Source organism: Streptomyces sp. NPDC001492 (assembly GCF_053597275.1).
Genome location: NZ_JBSFHW010000062.1, coordinates 1 through 22,161, shown reverse-complemented (window position 1 = coordinate 22,161; position 22,161 = coordinate 1). Strand labels below are relative to the sequence as shown.

The window sequence follows — 22,161 nt, the reverse complement described above, 5'->3', positions numbered from 1 at the left end:
GAGGACCGCCGCGTGCCCACCGACGTCCACCAGCACATCTGGCCGCCCGCCCTCATCGAGCTGCTGCGTTCCCGCACGGCACCTCCGTACCTCGACGCCTGGACCCTGCACCTGGCCGGCGAACCGCCCTACGCTGTCGACCCGGCCGACCACGACCCGGCGGCCCGCACGCGCCTCGCCGCCACCGACGGCCTCGACCTGGCCCTGGTGTCCCTCTCCAGCCCCCTCGGCATCGAATATCTGCCGCCCGACGAGGCCGCCCCCCTGCTGACCGCCTTCCACGACGGCGCGCTCGCCCTCCCGGCCCCCTTCGCCGTCTGGGCCTCCCCGTGCCTGACGGACGTGGACCCCGAGGCGGTGGAACGCGAGCTGCGCCGCGGCTGCGTGGGCCTCCAGCTCCCCGCCACCGCCCTCCTCGACGCGGCGGGCTGGGCGCACTGCGCACCCCTCCTCGACGTCCTCACGCGCCACGACAAGCCCCTGTTCGTCCACCCCGGCGCGGCCCCGCCCGCCGACGGCACCCCGCCGTGGTGGCCGGCCCTGGTCCCGTACGTGCAGCAGCTGCACGCCTCCTGGTTCGCCTTCCGCGCGTTCGGCCGCGCCCGCCACCCGACCCTGCGCGTCTGCTTCGCCGCCCTCGCGGGCCTCGCGCCCCTGCACGGCGAACGGCTCGCCGCGCGCGGCGGCGGCCGCGGCGAGATCGACTTCGAGGTGTTCTACGAGACCTCCTCCTACGGCACCCGGGCCGTCGACGCACTCGTCCGCGCCGTCGGCATCGACGTCCTCGTCAGCGGCAGCGACCGCCCCTACGCACCGCCCGTCATCCCCGACCTCGGCGCGGACGCCGCCGTCCACGCCCTGCGCACCGTCAACCCCGCCCGCCTGCTGCACGGCCACACCTGAACCGCCGTGCCCCGAGCCCGACGCAGCCCCGAAACCCGAAAGGAGCCACCCATGACGTACGAGTCCCTGCCGGAGCGGACCCTCGACAAGCGCGAACTCCAGGCACTCGTGACGGACCTCGCCGCCCGCCCGGACCTCTGGCGCGCCCACGTGGCCTTTTCCGACCACGAGCGGCACTACGCGTCCCTGTACCGCGACGCCTACGTCGACATCTGGCTGCTGTGCTGGACCCGGCAGAACGACACCGGCTGGCACGACCACGACCTCTCCGCCGGCGCCGTCAGTGTCGTACAGGGCGCGCTCGAAGAGTCCACCCCGCGCATCGGCGGCAGCCATCTGCGCGTCATTGCCGACGCCGGCACGTCCTTCTGCTTCGGCCCCGAGCACATCCACCGGCTCACCGGTGCCACCGACGACGCCGTCTCGATCCACGCCTACTCCCCGCCCCTGTGGCGGCTGGGCCAGTACGACATCTCCGCCGATGGCCTGATGCGCCGTATCTCCGTCTCGTACGCGGACGAGCTGCGCCCCCTGGACGCTCCCGTCGCCTGAGAGGGGTGGTCGCGCAAGTCCCGCCCCCGGACGGTGAGTTCGTACGTCCGGAGGAGCGCCCGGGAAGCGCCGGGAGACCCACGAAATGTCCGATTTCGCCTGGCTCACCCAATCGGCCGCGCTCGGAGCGAAATTGGCCGCAGGGGTGTGCAAGGTGGCTGCATGAACACAACACAGGGGAACAGCCCCACTCGCCTCGGCCGCGCCAACAAGATCGCTTTCCGACTTCCGCGAATATTCGCGGTGAGTGCCGTGCTGGGCATCGCCTGCGTGGCCGGAGCGGCGACCGCCGCTTCCGCCGCTGACGCGACGCCCACCGCGCAGCTCACCGCAAAGACGACCGCCGCCGAGCGGACCTCGGCACAAGGCCACGGTGAAGGAAGAGGTCACCGTGGCCATGGTGGTGGTGACGAGGGCGACAACGAGTGCAATGGCCTGATCGTCCTTCTCTGCGTCTGACCATCGGCGGCAGAGCCGCCTTCACCCACAGGGCGGGCGGGAAGAGGGAGTTGTCCCTCTTCCCGCCCGCCCTGCCGATGCCCTGTCCGACCGTCAAAATGCTGTGCTCGCTGTTGATGTGCCGCGCTCTGCGACCTTGCAGACACACTCACGGTGAGGGAACGACTCGGCGCTCCCCGTGGCCGGCGCCGTCACCCACCCCGGTGCGTTGGTCCTGATCCGTCACCTTCCGCAGCCAGGGTCGCCCGCACCCGCTGCTCCTCGCGAGCAGAGCCGACGTCCCGTTCCAGGGGTGTGCGGCTCACGGCCGTCGCGAGCTCTTCCAAGGCCCGTTTCTGCAGTTCCGCCTCCCGCCGCACGACCGGGCTCCGGTTGTCGGCCGCGTCCTGCCACGCGTTGAGCGCTTCCTCCACGCGCCCCCAGTCCGGATTCCTGTGCTCGCGCACGTCGACTGCCGCCTGCGCGGTGTCCGCCTCCAGGGCCTCGGCGAACCGCTCCGCCTCGGGGACGACACGGCTGTCGGTCCGCGGGACGTGACTCTCCATGAGCATCGCCGCCCGGCCGAACCCCTTGAGCGCCTCCTGCGCCTCGCGCGACGTCAGCCCCCGGGGGCGGACCGGTTCCTGCCTTGCCTGGTCGTAGGCCTCCTGCCAGGCGGCACGTGCCTCCCTGCTCTCCAGCAGTGTCCTGCGCATGTCGGCGCGATGCTCCGGGGTGGGTTCGGCGTAGCTGCGGAGCACCGCGGCCGCGTAGCGGCCGTTGGCGGCGAGCCAGTCCGCGAGCCGGCCCGACAGCCGGGGCGTCTCCCATGCGGGGAACACCACGTACGCCAGCATCGCCAGGGCCCCGCCGAGCAGGGTGAGCACCACCCGCTCCGGAACCGTCTGCTCCCACGCCTGGCCGCCCATGCCGAGCAGGAAGACGACGTACGCGGCCGTGAAGCACTGGGAGTAGGCATAGCCGGTACGGATCAACGTGTACGACAGACCCACCGAAACCACCGCCAGCGCGCCGAACACATGGGCGTCCGGGCCCAGGGCCCGCACCATGCCGGTGGCGAGCGCGACCCCCGCGAGGGTCCCGGCGAGACGGGCCACCGCACGCGCGTACGTCCGGTGGAAGTCCGGCCGCATCACCATCACCGAGGTGATGGGCGCCCAGTAACCGTGGCCCAGGGGCAGCCGGGTGGCGATCAGATAGCCGAGCGTGGCCACCGCCGCCAGGCGGACGGCGTGCCGGAACACGGGCGAGTCCCCTCGCAGTTCACGGCGGACCGCCCGGACGACGACCGGGACCAGCCGGAACATCGTCGGGCGCACCAGGAACCGGGCGCCCGCGGGGCCGGGCGCCGTGGGCGCATTCCCGCGTGCGCTGCCGCTCGCGGCGATCTCCAACGCCTCGCCGAGCAGTTCCACGAGCTGCTCGGCGGCCTGCCGGGCGGGCCCTTCCAGCACCTCGTGCTCCTCGTCGACGCGCAGGACGTCCGCGCTCCCGGGCGGCACGCCGACGGGAGCACCGCGACGAATCGAACGGGCGGCCGCGTCCAGGACATCGGCGGCCGCGTTGAGCAACTCCCGCGCGCGGTCCCGCCCGGGTCCCTCCGCCGGGGCGCCGACGTCCGGGTCGGCGAGCGCGGCGACGACCGGCCGGATGCGCTCGGCGAGGCCCCGGGGGCCATGGAGGACGGGGGGACGGGTGCGGGCCTGTGACGGCGTCACGGCGGCCGCGTCCCGGGCCGTCATCAACGGCTCCGGGTCGAACGGGGCGGTCGGGTCGTGCCGCAGTCGGCGGGCGTAGTCCGCCAGGGCGGCCAGGGCGTCGGCGAGCGCGTCACGATGCGCCCCCCAACGGCGGATCGGGAACAGCAAGATCAGTACGGCCTGCACCACGCCCCCGAGCGCGATGACCCCGGCATGCTCCAGGGCTCGCCCGACGCTCGTGGGCAGGGTGACGGTCACCAGCATGCTGCCGACCGTCGTCGCCGCGACGATCCCGGCGGTCGATCCGACGGCCCACGCCATCCCCGCGGCGAAGGCCCATACGGCCAGCAGTGGGAGGAACGTCACGAGTCGCCCCGCCGCCACGTAGCCCACGAACGTGCTGAGTGCCAGACCCGCACCCGCCCCGAGCGCGATCACCTTGCGTGGACGCCAGGTGCGCTGGAAGGTGGCCGCACCCGCGGAGTAGGCGCCGAGGGCGGCCGACGCGGCATACGCGGGGGAGACCAGCCACAGCGCCGGCCCGACGACGATCGCCACGCCGGCAGCCGTGCGCAGCGCGAGCAGGGGCTCCAGCCGCGTCTCCTCGATCGTGAGCCCGGATCGCACGACCTCCCCGAAGGCCCGCAGCCACGTCACGGGCGTGAGCCTAGCCGGAACGCCCTGCCGGGTCGTGCCAGGCCACGCCGCCGCCTCCTGACGGCACCGCGCGCGGCGGGCACGCGACCCCGGCTGACCTCCACCCGCAAACCGGCACCCACGCAGTACGGGGTTCACTTCGAGGGCTGGTCACCTTGGTCGCCTTGGAGGGCGTTGCGACGTTCCTGTTCGCGCTTGGAGTAGGCGGCTGCCCGGATCGCCTCGTCGCTCTCCAGGCCTGATCCCAGCGCGCCGCCCACGGTGGCGACCGAAGCGACGAACCAGGCCAACGTCACGTAGTCCTCGGCGTGCAGTGGGTTTCGCGTCACGGAAGCGAACAGTTGGTCGTTGAGGATGAACAGCGCCCACACCCAGTTGATGACCATCAAACCCACGTAGCAGACGAGCACCCCGATACCCACGGTCACGACCGTCGAAGCGTTGTAGAGCCGCGCCCTCTGCCTCGCCTCCGGCGAGCTCTCCGGTGATCGATGCCACAGCTCCGCGTCCACGATCAGCCAGCCGATCATGATGGCGACAGACCCGACCGTGGCGATCACGAGGCGTGGCGTGCTGAGGGACGCGGCCAGGCTCCAGACGGTGGAGTTCACGGTGGCGACTGCTCCCGTGGCGAGTGCGGCCGCCAGGGCTTTCGACAAGCCCGGCACCAACCGCCACGGCCGGTTGGCACGGACCATACCGGCGAGCACCCGCAGGTAACCCCGCGGCCCGCTGACGACGTACCGAAGATCGTCGGTCTCCTTCTCACCGGCTGGGCCCGGATGTACAGGCGCGAGACGATTGACGAAGGGCGCGAGAAGCGGCTGACTTCGCGAAGGTCTTTCAGCCCCGTTGGTTTGCTGACCCGCCAAGCCGAGCACGGCTTCTTCGACGGCCCGCCGGGCCTTCGTATGCAGCCGCAGGCCCCCCAGTGAAGGAAGAGAGAGCAGCGCCAGGCCCTGTTCGTGATTCAGATTCGCAGCGACCCTGCGCCCGTCTGAGTGCAGCGGAAGGTCGGTGAGGGCAACGACGATGTCCCAGTTCTCCGTACTCCCACGGTCCATGATCCGGCGCATCAGGGTGGGCGGGTCCTCCGTCCCCGAGGTGAAGGGCTCACTCACCACCTCGACGTCGAACCGTCGCCCTTGGCCCGACCTGTCGGCGAGTCGAGCAGAAAGTGTCGGGGCCATGCGCTGCGCGATCTCCGTCGGCGCGTCCGGATCCGCCAGGAGAGCCACGACCGTAACGCCCTGCGACACACGCATGACGGGCCCTCCTCGTCGGTTGCCCCGCGATCCCATGTGCCCGCAGACGCCGCCGAGGTAACCTCGATGGCGCGTGACACGCCGGCCCCGCCCGCAGGTACAGGCGGTACGGCGGGATCTCCTCGTCTTTCCAGCTCAGGGCCGGTTCCCAGTACCCGGCGTCGGGGCGGCCGTCAGGCGGGAGGTCCACGTCAACCGGGCCCGGGCGCTGTCCACGGGCGCCTCTCCCGAGCGTTTCCTGGCGTGTTCGCCACCGTGGCATTCGGCCTCATCAGCAGCGGCATCTGAAGGGTCACCATCGGATGCCTGGTCTGGCAGGGCAAGACAAGAAAGCCAATTGGGCCCGACATGCGCATGCGTTCGCGCGCCCCCCTCGGCCAGGCTTGGGAGCCCCAGGGAGCTGGGAGCCCCCGGCGCCCGCAGCCGGAGGTTGCCGTCATGACCGTGATGTCCATCGCCGGGTTCGAAAAGTTCTTCCGCGCGGCCGCCGGGCTGGACGTCGACAAGAACGATCTCAAGCGCTACAGCGACTTCGTCGACGCCAAGCTCTACGATCTGCTGACCGTCGCGCAGTCCACGGCCAAGGCCAACGGGCGCGACATCATCCGGAGCTGTGACCTGCCGATCACGAAAGGCCTGCAGGAGAGCATTCACCACTTCCGGAAGATCGACCAGGAAGTGGAACTCAAGCCGATCCTGGACCAGCTCGCCGCCCATCCCGCCCTGGACCGCACGCCCGACGAGGAGACCGAGGCGGCCTATCCGGACATCATCGGCGGACTCAGCCTGGCCCTGGCCCAGACCTTCATGATCCTCCACCCCGACCTGAAGAACCCCCAGACCCAGCACTGGGACGAGGCCCGAGCTGTCTTCGACCTCCTGCTGTGATGGGCGACGGGACCAGGCGGCTGGGCGCCTCACGGGCTCAGTCCGCGAGGTCGGGCTTGCCGAACAGGACCGCGTAACTGGAGGGGAGTTGGCTGATGATCTGGTTCAGCTCTCCTCCGGTGACAGCGTCGGCAACCGTGGTCAGGACCGCGCCGGCGTCCCACTGCGCCGTACGCGGCCGGGCGTTGGTGCGCTCGGCGACCCGGCGGTAGAACTCCTCGATCCCGAAGCTCCGCGCATGCTGCGGCGTGGCATGGTCCAGAACGTGTCCGAGCGGGCCGGGCAGTTGGGATGCGAGGTCCTTGACCTCTCCCGGACTGATCCGTTGGGCCAGCACTTCCAGCACGGCGTGGGTGACGTCTGCGGCTTCGTGCTGGTCGTTGTATTCGCCTCGCTCGCGTACACGGGCGAGGAACCCGTCGTATTTCATCGCTGTCTCCTTTCACCACGTCGTTCATGAGTCACCACCCCGGGTGTCGAGCCTCGCCGGCTCGGCCGCGGTGCCGGACGGGGGTCCGGAACCGCGGCGTTCGCGTCTCAGCCGCTGCTCTCGGTGCTTTCACTCGTCTCGCTGATCTCGACGCGTCGCGGCTTTGCGACCTCGGCCTTGGGGACGGTGATGGTGAGGACCCCGTCCGACATCCGCGCATTGATCTTCTCGGTGTCGAGCTCTCCGGGCAGCCGCAGCCGGTACTCGAAGGCTCCGGTGCGGCGGGTGCTCCGGCGCAGGACGCCTTTGCGTTCCTTCTCCTTGATCTCTCCGGTGACCACCAGCTCCTGGCCGTTGGCTTCGACGTCGATGTCCTTGCTCCTGACGCCGGGGAGTTCGATCTCGACATGGAAAGCGTCGTCGGACTCCGTGACATCCGCCATGGGCGTCCACGCGACTGCGGGCGCCGCGCCTCCCACCGTGGATTCGATCAGTCCGCTCATCTCGCTGAGCAGTTGGTCGAACTCCGTCAGCGGATTGCGTGCCCAGCCAAGGGGCCTGTCCTGCATGGCGCCACCGCGGTGGCGCCGGACGGGCATGGTCATTTCCATCGCCTCCTTCTCCTTCTCGCTCCTTCTCGTGATCTCGCCGCCCGCTGGGTGTCATGCGAGCCAGGCGGACTCCTTCGGACGGGTGTGCGGGGAGCTGTCGGTGCCGCCGGGCGCGGCCGTGTGGCCCAGGTAGCGGTGCACGAAGTGGATGCTCATCGCCCCTTCGCCGACCGCGGAGGCCACGCGCTTGACCGAGCCGCTGCGGACGTCGCCGGCGGCGAAGACGCCAGGCATGCTGGTCTCCAACGTCAGGCAGTCGCGGCCCTGGCTCTGCCACAGCTCGGGAACGGAACAGGCCTGCGCCTCCGCGCCGGTGAGCACGTAGCCGCGCGCGTCGAGGGCGAGCGCGCCGGACAGCCAATCGGTGTGAGGGTCCGCGCCGGTGAAGACGAACAGGGCCCGCACCTCGAGCCGGCTGTGCTCGCCCGTACGGTGGTCGACCACGGTGACGGCCTCCAGCACCTTGTCGCCGAGTACCTCGGTCACCTCGGTGCGCAGCAGCACGCGTACCCGCGGGTGGCGCTCGATCTGATCGATCAGGTAGCGGGACATGTGCGCCTCGAGGCTCGGCCCACGGACGAGCAGAAACACCTGCGGTGCGTACCCGGCCAGGAAGAGCACGGCCTGTCCCGCGGAGTTGCCGCCGCCGACCACCGCCACCGGGTCGGCACTGCACTGCTGGGCCTCGTAGACGGTCGCCGAGTAGTGCACGCTCGCGCCCTCCAACGGCTCGATGCCGGGCACATGGAGGCGGCGGTAGCGGGCGCCGGTGGCCAGGACGACGGTACGGGCGGTGACCTCGCTGCCGTCGGCGAACCCGACGGCGTAGTGGCCGTCCCGCCGTTCGAGCCGGGCCGCCTCCGCAGGGACGCTGATCCGGGCGCCGAACTTGTCGGCCTGGAGCACCGCGCGTTCGGTGAGTTCGGCGCCGGAGATGCCGGATGGGAAGCCGAGCAGATTCTCGATGCGGGACGACGTGCCGGCCTGGCCGCCGGTGGCCATCGCCTCCACCACCGTGGTGCTCAGGCCCTCGGAGGCGGCGTAAACCGCGGCAGCGAGGCCGGCGGGTCCGGAGCCGACGATGAGGACGTCGCCGTGACGGTTTCCGGCGGGTAGTGACGGCAGGCCGATGAGCCGGGCCAGTTCCGCGTTGCTGGGGTTGCGCAACAGGGTGGTGTCCAGCCAGATGACAAGTGGTGTCTGCTCCGGGCCGACGCCGAAGCGCCGCAGCAGCGCCTCGGCCTCATCGTCGGTTTCCAGGTCGATCCAGCGGTGCGGCAGCCGGTTGCGGGCGGCGAACTCGCGCAGTCGCCGGGTGTCGGGCGAATAGCGCGAGCCGATGATGCGGAAGCCGGCGCCCTGCCCGACGAGCAGAGCTCGGCGGCCCAGGCAGGCGCGCAGCACCACATCACCAAGGGTGGAGTCCCGGGTCACCAGGTCACGCAGCTGATCCATGGACAGGGCGAGGATCTCGCCGGGGTCCCTGACCACGGCGGTGTAGAAGGCCACCTGTCCCTTCAGGAGCCCGAGTTCGCCGATGAAGCGGCCAGGGCCGTGCACACGCAGCAGATGTTCGTCGGGTGTGCCGTAGTCCTCGATGACGGCGACCGAGCCACTGAGGACGACGTAGAAGGTCTCGCACCGCTCCCCCTCCCTGATCAGCACGTCACCGGCGTCAGCCGCTCGCTGCCGGCCATGCTGCGCCAGACGGGCTATCTGGTCGTCCGACAGGCGGGGATAGGCGCCGTAGATGTCGGGGGTCTCGAAGGGGACGCTTACCTCCGCCTCGTCCGGCACAGGCGCTGCGCCGGGCCGCTTCTCGTCGCCGGGCATCACACGAACGCCTCATGGACGAAGCACCAGCGCCAGTCCTCGCCGGGCTCCAGCGACGCCACGATCGGATGGCCGTCGGCGGCGGCGTGACGGCGGGCGTGCCGGTTCGGCGAGGAATCGCAGCAGCCTACGTGGCCGCAGGTCAGGCAGAGCCTGAGGTGGACCCATGGGGAGCCGAGCAGCAGACACTCCTGACACCCTTCTGAGGTCTGCGGCAGGACCGGCCGGACATACGCGAGGTGGGGGTCTGCATGCAGGGTCATCCGGATCACCCTTCCCGGGCAGTGATCGACTCTTCCACCCACTGGCGCAGAACGGGGGCGGGCGCCGCCCCCGCCTGCCGGGCGACCGTCTTGCCCCGGTCGAGGACCAGCAGCGTCGGCACCGCCTGGACCTCGAACCGCCGCGCCAGGCGCGGGTTCTTGTCGATGTCGACCTTGACCAGTTTGATCTTTCCGGCGAGATCGGCGGCGACCTTCTCCAGCGCGGGGCTCACCATGCGGCAGGGGCCGCACCAGGTGGCCCACAGGTCGACGACGACGGGCACGGTGGCCTGCTCGACGACCTCGGTGAAGTCGTCGTCGCCCGCGTCGGCCATCCAGGGCAGCGGCTGCTTGCAGTTGCCGCACCTGGGGCGGCCCTCGGCGGCTGCCGGCACCCGGTTGGTGCGCCCGCAGTGCGGACAGGTGACGTTGGTGGCTTGCAGGGTGCTCATGCCGCCCTCGCTCCCTCCAGGTCCTCGTGCTGGTCGTAGGTGACCACCAGTTCGCCGTGCTCGGCGTCGACGCGGACCTTCGCGCCGTCCTGGACGTCGCCGCGCAGCAGGGCGCGCCCGACCAGCGTCTCGACCTCGTGGGAGATGTAACGCCGCAGCGGCCGTGCCCCGTACACCGGGTCGTAGCCCTGATGGGCGATCAACTCGCGGGCCGCGTCGGTGAGTTCGACGGAGATACGGCGTTCGGCGAGGCGCCGGCGCAGCTCGTCGAACTGCAGCTCCACGATCCGCTCGATCTGCCGCTCACCGAGCGGCTTGAACAGCACGATGTCGTCGACGCGGTTGAGGAACTCCGGGCGGAAGTGCCCGCGCAGCTCGCCCATCACCAGGGCGCGGGCGTCCGGCTTGATCTCGCCCTCGGCGGTGGCCCCGTCGAGGAGGTACTGGGAGCCGATGTTGGACGTCATGATGATCACGGTGTTGCGGAAGTCGACGGTGCGGCCCTGGGAGTCGGTGATACGGCCGTCGTCGAGGACCTGGAGCAGGGTGTTGAAGACATCGGTGTGCGCCTTCTCGATCTCGTCGAACAGCACGACCGAGTACGGCTTGCGGCGCACGGCCTCGGTGAGCTGGCCGCCCTCCTCGTAGCCGACGTATCCGGGCGGGGCCCCCATGAGCCGGCTGACGGTGTGCCGCTCCTGGTACTCGCTCATGTCGAGCCGGACCATGTTGTCCTCGGAGTCGAACAGGGCCCGGGCGAGGGTCTTGGCCAGCTCGGTCTTCCCGACGCCGGTGGGGCCGAGGAAGATGAACGAGCCGATGGGGCGACGCGGGTCGCGGATGCCGGAGCGGGCGCGGATGATGGCGTCGGCGACCAGCTTGACGGCCTCGTCCTGGCCGATCACGCGCTCGCGCAGTATCTCGTCGAGGCGTAGCAGCTTCTCGCGTTCGCCCTCCTGGAGGCGGGCGACGGGGATGCCGGTCCAGGCGGCGACGATCTCGGCGATCTCCTCCTCGGTGACGACCTCGCGCAGCAGCCGGTTCTGCCCTTGTTTGGCGGCCAGTTGCTCTTCCTCGGCCTTCAGCCGGCGCTCCAGGTCCTGAAGGCGGCCGTAGCGCAGTTCCGCGGCGCGGTTGAGGTCGTAGGCGCGTTCGGCCTCCTCCGCCTCGTGGCGGACCTGCTCCAGTTCCTGGCGCAGCTCCTGCACGCGGCGGATGGCCTGCCGTTCGGCCTCCCACTGGGCGTGTTTGGCGTCGGCCTCGCCGCGCAGGTCGGCCAGTTCCTTGCGCAGTTCCTCCAGACGGGTCTTGCTCGCGGCGTCGGTCTCCTTGGACAGGGCCGCCTCCTCGATCTCCAGGCGGGTCACCCGGCGGGTGATCTCGTCGAGTTCGGCGGGCATCGAGTCGATCTCGGTGCGCAGCCGGGCACAGGCCTCGTCGACGAGGTCGATGGCCTTGTCGGGCAGGAAACGGTCGGTGATGTAGCGGTGGGAGAGTGTCGCCGCGGAGACCAGCGCGGTGTCCTGGATCTTCACACCGTGGAAGACCTCCAGGCGTTCGCGCAGGCCGCGCAGGATGGAGATGGTGTCCTCCACGCTCGGTTCGTCGACCAGGACCTGCTGGAAGCGGCGTTCGAGGGCGGCGTCCTTCTCGATGTGCTTGCGGTACTCGTCCAGGGTGGTCGCGCCGATCATGTGGAGTTCGCCGCGTGCCAGCATGGGCTTGAGCATGTTGCCCGCGTCCATGGCGCCCTCGGCGGCGCCCGCGCCGACGACCGTGTGCAACTCGTCGACGAAGAGCAGGATCCGCCCCTCGGTGGCCTTGACCTCGCTCAGTACGGCCTTGAGGCGTTCCTCGAACTCGCCGCGATACTTGGCGCCGGCGACGAGGGAGCCCATGTCGAGGGCGAACACCGTCTTGTCGCGCAGGCCCTCGGGGACGTCGCCGCGAACGATGCGCTGGGCCAGACCCTCGACGATGGCGGTCTTGCCGACGCCGGGATCGCCGATCAGGACGGGGTTGTTCTTGGTCTTGCGGCTGAGGATCTGGGTGACGCGTCGGATCTCCGCATCGCGGCCGATGACCGGGTCCAGCCGCCCGGACCGAGCCTCGGCGACGAGATCGCGGCCGTACTTCTCCAGAGCCTCGTAGGCCACCTCGGGGTTGGCGGAGGTCACCCGCTGGTTGCCGCGGACCTGGGTGAGCGCGCCGAGGAAGGAGTCCCGGGTCACGCCATGTTCCTTCAGCAGGCGCCCGGCCGCGGTCGCCGAGCCCTCCTCGGCCAGGGCCAGCAGGAGGTGTTCCACGGACACGTACTCGTCCTTGAGGCGTTTGGCCTCCCGCTCGGCCGCGTCCAGCAGCCGGGCCAGGCGCTGGGTGACGAAGACCTGGCCCGGCGCCGCGCCCGGGCCGGTCACCTTGGGCCGGCGGGAGAGGTCTTCGCGTACGGCCGCGCGCAACTCCTCGGGTTCGGTGCCCGCCTGCTGCAGCAGCCGCGGGATCAGGCCCTCCTCCTGGTCGAGGAGGGCGAGCAGCAGATGTTCGCCGTCGACCTCGGTGTGGCCCAGGCGGCCGGCGGCACTCTGGGCCTCCTGCAGGGCTTCCTGTGACTTCTGGGTCAGGCGGTTCATGTCCATGGTGGTAGATCACTCCTCATGCCTGCACGCCGCAGCGCGGCTTCGAGCAGGCTGATGCGGTCGAGCAGGTCGAGCACCAGACCGAGGGATGCGTAGTTCAGGCACAGCCCGGTGCGCAACCGCTGGACGCGGGCCAGGGCGGCCGGGGCCGTGGGGGCGAACATCAGCCGTCCGGAGGTGTCACGGTCGGCGTCCACCAGTCCGAGGGCGACGAACCGACGGATCAGGTCGGGATGGAGGCCCGAGCGGCGGGCGACGGTCTCCAGGGACAGCCTGGGCACGGGCACGATCGCGTACTGCACGCCCACCTCGTGCGTGCGTGCGGGGGAGGGGCGGGCCTCGGCCGGTCGGTCGCTCATCACGTCCTCCTGGGGTCGAACGAGGAGACAGCGGCAAGTTCCTCCATCAGCTCGCGCTCCCGGTCGCTCAGCCGGGGTGGCACCATGATCCGCAGCTCCGCGTACAGGTCTCCGTTGGCGCCGCGCGGGGCCGGCATGCCCTCGCCGCGCAGCCGCAGGCGCCGTCCGCTGGAGGATCCGGCAGGCACGGTCACCTTCGCCGTGGCACCGCTCGGCGTAGGCACCGGGACGGTCGCGCCCAGCGCTGCCTCCCATGGGGTGACCGGAAGCTGCACGTACACGTCCCGGCCGTCGAGGCGGAACTGGGGGTGCGGCTGGATCCGCACCCGCAGATACAGATCCCCCGCGGAACCGTCGCCACTGCCGCGGCCACCCTCGCCCGCCAGCCGGATGCGCTGGCCGTCGGTGACGCCGGCCGGCACGTCCACCTCGTAGCGCCGCTGCCCGTCGGACCCGGCGAGGGTGACGGTGCGGCGGCCTCCGCGGTAGGCCTCCTCGACGGTGAGCGGCAGTTCGGCCTCCTGGTCCGCTCCGGGGACACGCATCCGTCCGGCGCCCCCGAAGAACGAGCCGAACAGGTCCTCGACGTCGACGCCCTCGGCACCGAAGCCGCTGGTGGCGTACCGGACCCGGGGACCGCCCCCGGTGGCCCACCGGAATCCGCCGCCCGCTCCGGCACCGGCACCGACCCGCTCCTCCCAGTCCTCCGGAACCTTCCGGAAGTCCTCACCGAAGCGGTCGTAGCGGGCCCGCTGGTCGGGGTCGGACAGGACGCTGAAGGCCTCATTGATCTCCTTGAACCGTTCCTCCGCCTCGGGATCCTTGTTGATGTCGGGGTGGTACTTGCGGGCCAGGGTGCGATAGGCCCGCTGGATCTCGTCCCGGTCGGCGGTGCGCGGAACGCCGAGCACCTCGTAGAAGTCGCGTGCCATGGCCGCTCACTCCCGCTTGGCGACGGTCACCGCGGCAGGCCGCAGCTGCCGGTCGGCCTCGCCGTAACCGGGGCGCAGCACCTGGACCACGGTGTTCGGATCGGCGTCGAGGTCCTGGACCACGCCGACCACCTCGTGCCGGGCCGGGTCGAACGGGACGCCGGTCTCGGCGTGACGCGGGTAGCCCAGCCTCTCCAGAACGTTCACGGCCTGGTCGCGCACGGCCCGGACACCTTCGACGATCGCACCGGGGTCGGCGGCCGCGTGGCTCAGGGCCAGTTCCAGGTTGTCGATGACGGGCAGGAAGGCCGCGGCCGTACGGGCGCGTTCGCCCGCGCGCTCCCGCTCCAGCTCCCTGGAGTGGCGCTTGCGCAGGTTGTCGAGGTCGGCGAGGGCACGCCGCCAGCGGTCCTCGACCTCTCGCAGCGCGGCCGCGTATGCGTCCTCGGGTGCGGCGGCGCCAGTTGCGGCGTCGGGCCCCGGCTCGGCCTCATCGGTCGGCGGTCCGGGCGGCTCAAGGTCGCCGCGCGGCGACCGTACGGCGCCTTCCGATGCTGGGTCGGGCTCTCGGCCCCGGGGTGGGATGGGCATGGCGGGCACCTCAGCCCTTGTCGAACTCGGCGTCGATCACGTCGTCGTCGCCGGCGCCGCCTGGCGCGGTCCCGCCGGGACCGGATCCGTCCGGCGAGCCGGTGTCCGCCGGACCGCCCCCAGCTGCTCCCGCCTGGTGAGCCGCGAGCCCCGCGAAGACCTGCTGGAGTTCGGACGTCAGTGGCCGGGCCTTGTCCGCCCCGACCTCGTTCTTGACCGCCTCGCGGGCCTCGGACACCAGCATCTCGGCGCGGGCCTTCTCATGTGCGGGCGCGGTGTCGCCGAGCTCGCCGAGGCGCTTTTCGACCTGGTAGGCGATGGCATCCAGTTCGTTGCGGGCGTCGACCGCCTCGCGCAGGGCCTTGTCCTCGCCCTGGTTGCGCTCGGCCTCCTGGACCATCCGCTCGACCTCGGTGCGGTCGAGGTTGGAGCTCTCGCTGATGGTGATGCCCTGCTCCTTGCCGGTGTCCTTGTCCCGCGCGGTGACGTTGAGGATGCCGTTGGCGTCGATGTCGAAGATGACCTCGATCTGCGGCTCTCCGCGCGGCGCGGGGCGGATGTCGGTGAGCTGGAAGCGGCCCAGGACCCGGTTGTCGGCGGCCCTCTCCCGCTCGCCCTGAAGGACGACGACGTCGACCGCGGGCTGGTTGTCCTCGGCGGTGGAGAAGGTCTCGGAGCGGCGCACCGGGATGGTGGTGTTCCGTTCGATGATCTTCGTCATCACGCCGCCGCGTGTCTCCACGCCCAGCGACAGCGGAGTGACGTCGAGCAGCAGGACGTCCTTGACCTCGCCCTTGAGGACCCCGGCCTGGATCGCGGCGCCCATCGCCACGACCTCGTCGGGGTTGACGCTCATGTTGGGGTCCTTGCCGCCGGTCAGCCTCCGCACCAGGGCCTGGACGGCGGGGATGCGGGTGGAGCCGCCGACGAGGATGACCTCGTCGATGTCGTTGTCACTGACCTTGGCGTCGTCCATGGCCTGCCGCACCGGGCCCAGGCAGCGCTCCACCAGGTCGCCGGTGATCTGTTCGAACGTGGACCGCATGATCGTCGTGGTCAGATGCTTGGGCCCGGAGGCGTCGGCGGTGATGAACGGCAGGCTGACCTGTGTCTGGGTCACCGAGCTGAGCTCGGTCTTGGCCTTCTCGGCGGCCTCGAAGAGTCGTTGCAGGGCCTGCGGGTCCTGGCGCAGGTCGATGCCGTTCTCCTTCTGGAAACCGTCGGCGAGCTGGTCGACCAGCCGGCGGTCGAAGTCGTCGCCGCCCAGATGGCTGTCGCCCGCCGTGGACCGTACCTCCACCACGCCGTCGCCGACGTCGAGGATGCTGACGTCGAAGGTGCCGCCGCCCAGGTCGAAGACGAGCACCGTCTCGTGCTGCTTCTTGTCCATGCCGTAGGCGAGGGCGGCCGCGGTCGGCTCGTTGATGATCCGCAGTACTTCCAGGCCGGCGATCCGTCCGGCGTCCTTGGTGGCGGTGCGCTGGGCGTCGTTGAAGTAGGCGGGCACCGTGATGACCGCCTCCGTGACCCGTTCTCCCAGCTGCTTGGAGGCGTCGTCGGCCAGCTTGCGCAGCACCTGTGCGCTGATCTCCTCCGGCGCGTAGAGCTTGTCGCGCACCTTGAAGCGGGCCGCGCCCCCGTCTCCCTCGACCACGTCGTACGCGACGGCCCTGGCCTCTTCGGATATCTCGTCGAAGTGCCGGCCGATGAACCGCTTGGCCGAGTAGATGGTGCCCTTGGGGTTGAGGATCGCCTGCCGGCGGGCCAGCTGGCCCACCAGGCGCTCGCCGGTGTCGGTGAAGGCCACCACGGACGGCGTCGTGCGGTTGCCCTCGCTGTTGGGTACGACGGTCGGCTCGCCGCCCTCCCAGACGGCGATCACCGAGTTCGTGGTGCCCAGGTCGATGCCTACTGCCTTGGCCATGGGGAACTCCTTCCGCGACGGGCGGCCCCCGTGCGTCCTCGGAATCGCGCCCGTCTTCCGTAATCGCTCAGGTGACGGCGGGACCGCTCCGGGGACGGCTGCTCTTCCAAGCCCCGCTGCTTGTGCCGGCGCCGGTCCCGCTGGGCAGTTCGGCCAGCAGCCGCACCGCCTCGTCGGCGACCGCGTCGTCGGCGACGACCTCGTACCGGCTGGGCTGCATGAAGCTCACCGAGGCGAAGTCCCGGCGGCCGCCCTGGGCCGAGTGCACCAGCAGGCCGAACAGCGCGCCGACCAGTGCTCCGAAAACCAGCCCGTACAAGGCGAGGAGCAGCCCCGACACGACCGGGTCCAGCCAGTTCAGCAGCCCGAAGATCCATCCGATCAGTGCGCCGGGCAGGGCGCCGCTCGCCGCGCCGTGCAGGGCGGCGCCGCCGGGTCCCGTGCGGCCGGTCACCTGCTCGACCAGGCGCACGTCCTGCCCGATGATGGCCACCCTCTCGACGGGGAAACCCTGATCGGAAAGGTGATCGACGGCGCGTTCCGCCTCCTGGTAGGTCGTGTACGAGGCGATGGCCCTGCGGGCCTGCTCGTTCATCAGCCAGTCCTTCCTGCCGCGGCCACCGATGAGTCCGGCGATCCCTGACCAGCTCACAGTGGCAAGAGGGCAGTGCGCTCCGCCTGCACCCGGCAGGTCAGAAATCGGCGCATGGGTCACTCCATGAGAACAAGGCCAAATCCTGACAAGCCGGATGACCTTGCGTGGGCTGGGTACGCGTGGCTCATAAAGGCGTGGATCTCGCGATTCGCTCGATCGCCTCCGATGACCGGAGAACGGAGTGGTCTATGGCCTACCGTCCGTCACAGAGGTTGTCCTCCGACGTCTCCGGCCAGGAAGTGTCCCGCCTCCCGAGCGACACCGCGGGCACCGAACGGCGCGCCCCCCGTCCGCTCGCGGTGCTGGATCCGCATGGGCTGCTGGTGCTGTCCCGCGCCCTGTTCACCTGCACGGAGCAGAGTGAGATCGTGCGTCTGGCCATGCGGCATGTCAGTGCCCTTGGTCCCTACAGCGCCGAGGCCGGATACCTTGCGACGGGCCACGGTTTGTCGCGCGTCCCCGGCCAGGACGCGAGAGCGCCAACGGTCGACGACGCACACATGAAGGAGCTGGGCGAGGCTGACGGCGCGGTATCCGTTCGTGAGCGGTCCTGGACCTGGGCGTTCGGCCTGCGTGGGTTCGGCGGTCTGCTCGGCTACATCGTGGTTTCCTCCCCCTCGGGACCCGATGAGGAGGGGCACTTCCTTCTCTCGACCCTCGTCGAACTCACCTCGGCGGCCCTGTCACTGGCGGCCACGCACGCCTCGCAGCACGACAACGCCGGCGAACTGAGCCGACTCCGCACCGAACGGGACACCGCACTGCGGCAGCTGGACACAGTCCGCTCCGAGCAGCACCTGCAGAGGACCGTGCACGAGACCCTCGCCCGTGTGGCTGCCCGGGGCGGTGGCGAGGACGCCATCACCCAAGCGCTCTACGAGCTCACGGGGCTGTCGGCGCTCATCGAGGACCGGTTCGGCAACCTGAGGTCCTGGGCCGGTCCCGGCCGACCCGACCCCTATCCGCTGCTGTCGCCGACCCGTCAGGAAGAGATGCTGCGGCAGGTCGCGCGCGAGGCGGGCCCGGTCAGAGTCAAGGGCCGGCTGATGGCCCTGGTCCGCCCGCGCGGCGTCGTCCTCGGCGTACTCGCCGTCGAGGACCCCGAGGTGACGGCCAACGAGCACACCATGTTCGCCTTGGACCACGCCCAGCGGTCGCTCGCCCAGGAGCTCATGCACCTGCGCGAACTCACCGAGGTCGAACAGCGGCTGCGCCGCCAACTGATCGACGACCTGCTGGAGGGCACTGACGAGACGAGCGCCTACGCCCGGGGCGATGCCGTCGGCCACGACCTGCAACGTAGCCACTACGTAGTAGTGGTGTACTGGCCGGGCAACGCCGCAGACGACTCCTTCACCCGGGCCGTCGAACAAGCGACGGCCACCACGGCGACCCGTCCGCTGATCACCCGTCGCGGCGACCGGATGGTCCTGCTGACCGACGCAAGGCCCGACGACATTGCCGTGCACGCCGCGTTGGTCCATGAGCTGGGGACGCCCGGCGGAGCCATCGGGGTGAGCGCCCGCTGCGACTCCCCGGCCGGCATTCCACGCTGCTATCAGGAGGCATTGCGGGCTCTGGAGGTGCGGCAGAACTCCCGCCGGCGCAGCGGGACGACGTTCTTCGACGACCTCGGGCTGTACCGGATCCTGGGTCCCGGCAACGATCTCCGGGAACTCGAAGGCTTCGTGCGGGAGTGGCTCGGCCGGCTGATCGACTACGACGCGGAGCACGACACGCAGTTGGTGGAAACGCTCTCGCGCTACTTCGACTGCGGAGGCAACTACGACGATGCGGCCGCCGCGTTGACGGTCCACCGCAGCACCCTGCGCTACCGGCTGCAGCGCATCCGTGAGATCAGCGACCGCGATCTGGCGGATGTGGACACCCGGCTCAATCTGCAGGTGGCGACGCGCGTCTGGAAGATCATCCTGGGCGGGTGACGCTGACTGCGGCCACGCGGAGGGCCGGCGCAGCACGTCAGCCCGGCACTCCCTCTGCTGGAGGAGTTCGTGCATGCCGAGAGGCCGGCACCGCACCCCCGCACCTCAGAAGCCTCCTGGCGGGCCTGCGTCTCCGCACCCAGGACACCGGCGGCAAGATCGTCCCGGAGCGGGTCACGGACACCGACCGGGCATCTGCCGTCGGCCGCCTGATCCGACCGAAGCGTACTGGCGGGCCTGGGCCGGCCCTTCGGCGTGCGTGCAGGCAGTGCAAGGGTCTTCCCCGCTCAGCCGGGACCGCGGTCCCACCGACCGGACACACTGCCCGGACTTCGCTGCACACCCCGCCGAGCGCTTAGTGTCGTCGCCATGGCAGAAGACTCCCTGCGCTCCGTCACCGTCGAGCGAACCAGCACCGGACACTTCCTCGCGACGAACGCCCGCGGCGGCACGATCAGTTTCGGGACCGGTTCCGAAGGCGACGGGGAGGACGCATTCACCCCCGTCGAGTTGCTGCTCGCCGCGCTCGGCGGCTGCACGGCGGTCGACGTCGACGTCGCCACCAGCCGTCATGCGGAGCCGACCAGGTTCTCCGTCGCGGTGACCGGCAACAAGATCAATGACGAGCTCGGAAACCGGATGACCGATCTCCAGGTCACCTTCTCCGTCGCCTTTCCGGACGGCGAAGGCGCGGACCGGGCCCGCGCGATTCTCCCCCGGGCCGTCAAGACCTCCCACGACCGGCTCTGCACGGTCAGCCGTACGGTCGAGACCGGTACGCCCGTCACCGTGGCGATCGAGGAGGCCTGACCACATCCTGATGCAGGCTGCGGCCGGCTGCCTGGGGCGAGGCCGGACAGTGGACTCGTCGGCGCTTGAGCTTGAATCCTCAAACACATTCGTTCAGACTGTCGTTTGATACTTCAAACACTTCTCGCGGAGCCCCTCCGCCGTCCCTCCCCGGAGTTGCCATGTCTGTTGCCTCTGACGAAGTCGTCGTCCGCCGTGGTCCGCTCGTGGTGGCGGGAGGTGTGCTCGCCGCGATCGTCGTGGCCTCCGCGGCGGACGCGCTCCTGGCGCTCCTCGCTTCGGCCGTGGGCGCGCCTGACGACTTCGAGCCGCTGAAGGCGTCCTCGTACATATTCCTGACGGCGGTCGGCGTCGTGGCCGGCGCGGTCGGCTGGGCCGTGGTGCGCAGGGTGTCGAAGGATCCCCGGGCGCTGGTGCGGTGGCTGGTGCCGACGCTCGTCGTCGTGTCCTTCGTTCCCGACTTCCTGCTCTTCGGTGCCGGCGGCGCCACCGGCGTCGGGGCGCTGCTGCTGATGCATGTCGTGGTGGCGACGGCCGCGGTGTTCACCTACCGCAAGGTCATGCCCCTGTCGTAGGAACGCGTCGGAAAACGTGGCTGCGGGCAGGGACACAGTCCCTGCCCGCAGCGCACGGACGCGTGGCTCAGGTCTTCACCGGCGCGTCCGTTCGAGCCTCGATGTCGTCCACGCTCACACCCGGCGCGCATTCCACCAGGACCAGGCCGTCGGGTGTGATGTCGAGGACGCCGAGGTCGGTGATGACGCGGTGCACACAGCGCTCTCCTGTCAGTGGCAGGGTGCACTTCTCGAGCAGCTTCGGGGTGCCGTCCTTGGCGGTGTGGTCCATCAGGACGATGACGCGGCGGGCGCCGTGGACGAGGTCCATGGCGCCGCCCATGCCCTTGACCATCCTGCCGGGGATCATCCAGTTGGCGAGGTCGCCGCCGGCGGAGACCTGCAGGGCGCCGAGGACGGCCGTGTCGATGTGACCGCCGCGGATCATGCCGAAGGAGAGCGCGGAGTCGAAGAAGGACGCGCCGGGCAGGACGGTGACGGTCTCCTTGCCCGCGTTGATCAGATCCGGGTCGACCTCGTCCTCGTACGGATACGGGCCGGTGCCGAGGATGCCGTTCTCGGAGTGCAGCACGACGTGCACGCCGGGCGGGAGATGGCCGGGGATGCGGGTGGGCAGGCCGATGCCGAGGTTGACGTAGGAGCCGTGGCTGAGTTCGGCGGCGGCGCGGGCGGCCATCTGGTCGCGGGTCCAGCCCGGTCGGGTGGGGGTGGCGGTGCTCATGGGCGTACGGTCCCTCGTGTCGAAGACGCGGAAATCAGAAGGTGTTCGATCTGCTTGGCGGCGGCCTGGGCCGCCGTCAGCTTCACCACCCGCTGCACGTAGATGCCCGGCAGATGCACCTCGTCCGGGCTCAACTCGCCCGGTTCCACGAGCTGTTCGACTTCGGCGACCGTGATGCGGCCGGCCGTCGCCGCGAGCGGGTTGAAGTTGGCGGCCGCCTTGCGGAAGACCAGGTTTCCGTGGGTGTCTCCGCGCCAGGCCCGGACGAGTGCGAAGTCGGTGGTGATGGCGTGTTCCAGGACGTACGTCCGGCCGGCGAAGTCCCGGGTCTCCTTGGGCGGGGAGGCCACGGCCACCGCTCCGTCGGATGCGTAGCGCCAGGGGAGGCCGCCCTCGGCGACCTGAGTGCCCACCCCGGCAGGCGTGTAGAAGGCGGGGATGCCCGCACCTCCGGCGCGCAGCCGCTCGGCCAGCGTGCCCTGCGGGACCAGCTCCACCTCCAGTTCGCCGGACAGGTACTGACGGGCGAACTCCTTGTTCTCGCCGACGTAGGACCCCGTCACGCGGGCGATCCGGCCGTCGGCCAGCAGAACGCCCAGTCCCCGTCCGTCCACGCCGCAGTTGTTCGACACCACCCGCAGGCCCGTGGCGCCCTGGGCGTGGAGGGCCTGGATGAGCACGTCGGGAATGCCGCTGAGGCCGAAGCCGCCGACGGACAGCGACGCACCGTCGGGGATGTCGGCGACCGCCTCCACGGCGCTCGCGTGGACCTTGTCCATGGCTGGGGAGCCTTTCTGCCGTGCGTGTGCTGGTTCATGCGTCGGGGCGCAGGGCGTCCGAGATCGCCATCGCGCCGCCGTGGGAGGTGAGGCCGCCGTCGACCGGGATCTCGGCTCCGGTGATGAACGCGGAGTCGTCCGAGAGGAGGAAGGCGACGAGCGGGGCGATGTCGTCCACCGTGCCGGTGCGGCCGAGCGGGGTCAGACGGAGGTTCGCCTCGCG

General features: G+C 70.6%; 23 protein-coding genes. 7 read left to right on the top strand and 16 right to left on the bottom strand.

Annotated features, from left to right (window positions below):
- Positions 1-12 precede the first annotated feature (12 nt).
- The 3 genes from ACWC1K_RS45120 (at position 13) to ACWC1K_RS45110 (ending at position 1,914) form a co-directional block, all read left to right on the top strand.
- Positions 13-903 (top strand): amidohydrolase, encoded by an 891-nt coding sequence (locus tag ACWC1K_RS45120; protein ID WP_450839406.1) that lies wholly within the window; start codon positions 13-15, stop codon positions 901-903.
- Between the two features lie 51 nt (positions 904-954).
- Positions 955-1,455, top strand: a complete 501-nt coding sequence (locus tag ACWC1K_RS45115) for a cysteine dioxygenase (RefSeq protein ID WP_450839404.1) — start codon at positions 955-957, stop codon at positions 1,453-1,455.
- Positions 1,456-1,617: 162 nt separating this feature from the next.
- Positions 1,618-1,914, top strand: a complete 297-nt coding sequence (locus ACWC1K_RS45110; RefSeq protein ID WP_450839403.1) for a hypothetical protein — start codon at positions 1,618-1,620, stop codon at positions 1,912-1,914.
- A gap of 191 nt (positions 1,915-2,105) precedes the next feature.
- Here ACWC1K_RS45110 and ACWC1K_RS45105 read toward each other — a convergent pair whose 3' ends face one another.
- Both ACWC1K_RS45105 and ACWC1K_RS45100 read right to left on the bottom strand, forming a co-directional pair.
- Positions 2,106-4,271: an FUSC family protein gene (locus tag ACWC1K_RS45105; RefSeq protein WP_450839401.1), complete on the bottom strand. Its 2,166-nt coding sequence runs from the start codon at positions 4,269-4,271 to the stop codon at positions 2,106-2,108.
- A gap of 134 nt (positions 4,272-4,405) precedes the next feature.
- The gene (locus ACWC1K_RS45100; RefSeq protein ID WP_450839399.1) at positions 4,406-5,536 is read right to left on the bottom strand and encodes a hypothetical protein; all 1,131 of its coding nucleotides are present in this window, start codon (positions 5,534-5,536) and stop codon (positions 4,406-4,408) included.
- A 438-nt stretch (positions 5,537-5,974) separates the two neighbouring features.
- On the opposite strand from ACWC1K_RS45100, the gene ACWC1K_RS45095 reads away from it, so the two are divergent.
- The gene (locus ACWC1K_RS45095; RefSeq protein WP_450839398.1) at positions 5,975-6,424 is read left to right on the top strand and encodes a DUF1931 family protein; all 450 of its coding nucleotides are present in this window, start codon (positions 5,975-5,977) and stop codon (positions 6,422-6,424) included.
- 37 nt (positions 6,425-6,461) lie between these two features.
- Here the strand turns inward: ACWC1K_RS45095 and ACWC1K_RS45090 are convergent, their stop codons facing one another.
- The 11 genes from ACWC1K_RS45090 to ACWC1K_RS45040 all read right to left on the bottom strand — a co-directional run bounded on the left by ACWC1K_RS45090 (position 6,462) and on the right by ACWC1K_RS45040 (position 17,050).
- Entirely contained in the window at positions 6,462-6,854 is a 393-nt protein-coding gene (locus tag ACWC1K_RS45090) for a DUF2267 domain-containing protein (protein WP_450839396.1), read from the bottom strand.
- A gap of 107 nt (positions 6,855-6,961) precedes the next feature.
- Entirely contained in the window at positions 6,962-7,459 is a 498-nt protein-coding gene (locus ACWC1K_RS45085) for an Hsp20/alpha crystallin family protein (RefSeq protein WP_450839395.1), read from the bottom strand.
- A gap of 57 nt (positions 7,460-7,516) precedes the next feature.
- The gene (locus ACWC1K_RS45080) at positions 7,517-9,298 is read right to left on the bottom strand and encodes an FAD-dependent oxidoreductase (RefSeq protein WP_450839393.1); all 1,782 of its coding nucleotides are present in this window, start codon (positions 9,296-9,298) and stop codon (positions 7,517-7,519) included.
- Positions 9,298-9,561 (bottom strand): UBP-type zinc finger domain-containing protein, encoded by a 264-nt coding sequence (locus ACWC1K_RS45075; RefSeq protein ID WP_450839391.1) that lies wholly within the window; start codon positions 9,559-9,561, stop codon positions 9,298-9,300. Before ACWC1K_RS45075 ends, ACWC1K_RS45080 begins: the two co-directional genes overlap by 1 nt.
- A 5-nt stretch (positions 9,562-9,566) precedes the next feature.
- Positions 9,567-10,013 carry a thioredoxin gene (gene trxA / locus ACWC1K_RS45070; RefSeq protein WP_450839390.1) on the bottom strand — a complete coding sequence of 149 codons (447 nt, stop codon included), beginning with the start codon at positions 10,011-10,013 and terminating at the stop codon, positions 9,567-9,569.
- Complete coding sequence (gene clpB, locus ACWC1K_RS45065; RefSeq protein WP_450839389.1) at positions 10,010-12,649, bottom strand: ATP-dependent chaperone ClpB; 2,640 nt, start codon at positions 12,647-12,649, stop codon at positions 10,010-10,012. The genes trxA and clpB overlap by 4 nt, the downstream gene beginning before the upstream one ends.
- Positions 12,640-13,008 carry a chaperone modulator CbpM gene (locus ACWC1K_RS45060; protein WP_450839388.1) on the bottom strand — a complete coding sequence of 123 codons (369 nt, stop codon included), beginning with the start codon at positions 13,006-13,008 and terminating at the stop codon, positions 12,640-12,642. Before ACWC1K_RS45060 ends, clpB begins: the two co-directional genes overlap by 10 nt.
- Positions 13,008-13,940 carry a DnaJ C-terminal domain-containing protein gene (locus ACWC1K_RS45055; protein WP_450839386.1) on the bottom strand — a complete coding sequence of 311 codons (933 nt, stop codon included), beginning with the start codon at positions 13,938-13,940 and terminating at the stop codon, positions 13,008-13,010. Before ACWC1K_RS45055 ends, ACWC1K_RS45060 begins: the two co-directional genes overlap by 1 nt.
- Positions 13,941-13,946: 6 nt before the next feature.
- Positions 13,947-14,531, bottom strand: coding sequence for a nucleotide exchange factor GrpE (locus tag ACWC1K_RS45050; protein ID WP_450839385.1), 585 nt, complete (start codon positions 14,529-14,531; stop codon positions 13,947-13,949).
- 10 nt (positions 14,532-14,541) lie between these two features.
- The gene (dnaK, locus tag ACWC1K_RS45045) at positions 14,542-16,455 is read right to left on the bottom strand and encodes a molecular chaperone DnaK (RefSeq protein ID WP_450839384.1); all 1,914 of its coding nucleotides are present in this window, start codon (positions 16,453-16,455) and stop codon (positions 14,542-14,544) included.
- A 67-nt stretch (positions 16,456-16,522) separates the two neighbouring features.
- Complete coding sequence (locus ACWC1K_RS45040; protein WP_381778971.1) at positions 16,523-17,050, bottom strand: general stress protein; 528 nt, start codon at positions 17,048-17,050, stop codon at positions 16,523-16,525.
- A gap of 248 nt (positions 17,051-17,298) precedes the next feature.
- Between ACWC1K_RS45040 and ACWC1K_RS45035 the strand changes: the two genes are divergently transcribed.
- From ACWC1K_RS45035 to ACWC1K_RS45025, 3 genes are all read left to right on the top strand, one after another.
- Positions 17,299-19,053, top strand: a complete 1,755-nt coding sequence (locus ACWC1K_RS45035) for a PucR family transcriptional regulator (protein WP_450839382.1) — start codon at positions 17,299-17,301, stop codon at positions 19,051-19,053.
- Positions 19,054-19,422: 369 nt separating this feature from the next.
- A complete protein-coding gene (locus ACWC1K_RS45030; protein WP_450839381.1) occupies positions 19,423-19,863 on the top strand; it encodes an OsmC family protein in 441 nt (146 codons plus the stop codon).
- A 161-nt stretch (positions 19,864-20,024) separates the two neighbouring features.
- Positions 20,025-20,438 carry a DUF6069 family protein gene (locus ACWC1K_RS45025; protein WP_450839380.1) on the top strand — a complete coding sequence of 138 codons (414 nt, stop codon included), beginning with the start codon at positions 20,025-20,027 and terminating at the stop codon, positions 20,436-20,438.
- Between the two features lie 67 nt (positions 20,439-20,505).
- Here ACWC1K_RS45025 and ACWC1K_RS45020 read toward each other — a convergent pair whose 3' ends face one another.
- The 3 genes from ACWC1K_RS45020 to ACWC1K_RS45010 form a co-directional block, all read right to left on the bottom strand.
- Positions 20,506-21,159 (bottom strand): CoA transferase subunit B, encoded by a 654-nt coding sequence (locus ACWC1K_RS45020; protein ID WP_450839379.1) that lies wholly within the window; start codon positions 21,157-21,159, stop codon positions 20,506-20,508.
- Positions 21,156-21,938 carry a CoA transferase subunit A gene (locus ACWC1K_RS45015; RefSeq protein ID WP_450839378.1) on the bottom strand — a complete coding sequence of 261 codons (783 nt, stop codon included), beginning with the start codon at positions 21,936-21,938 and terminating at the stop codon, positions 21,156-21,158. The genes ACWC1K_RS45020 and ACWC1K_RS45015 overlap by 4 nt, the downstream gene beginning before the upstream one ends.
- 34 nt (positions 21,939-21,972) lie before the next feature.
- Positions 21,973-22,161: SDR family oxidoreductase (locus ACWC1K_RS45010; RefSeq protein WP_450839376.1), on the bottom strand; the 189-nt coding region annotated here is incomplete at its 5' end.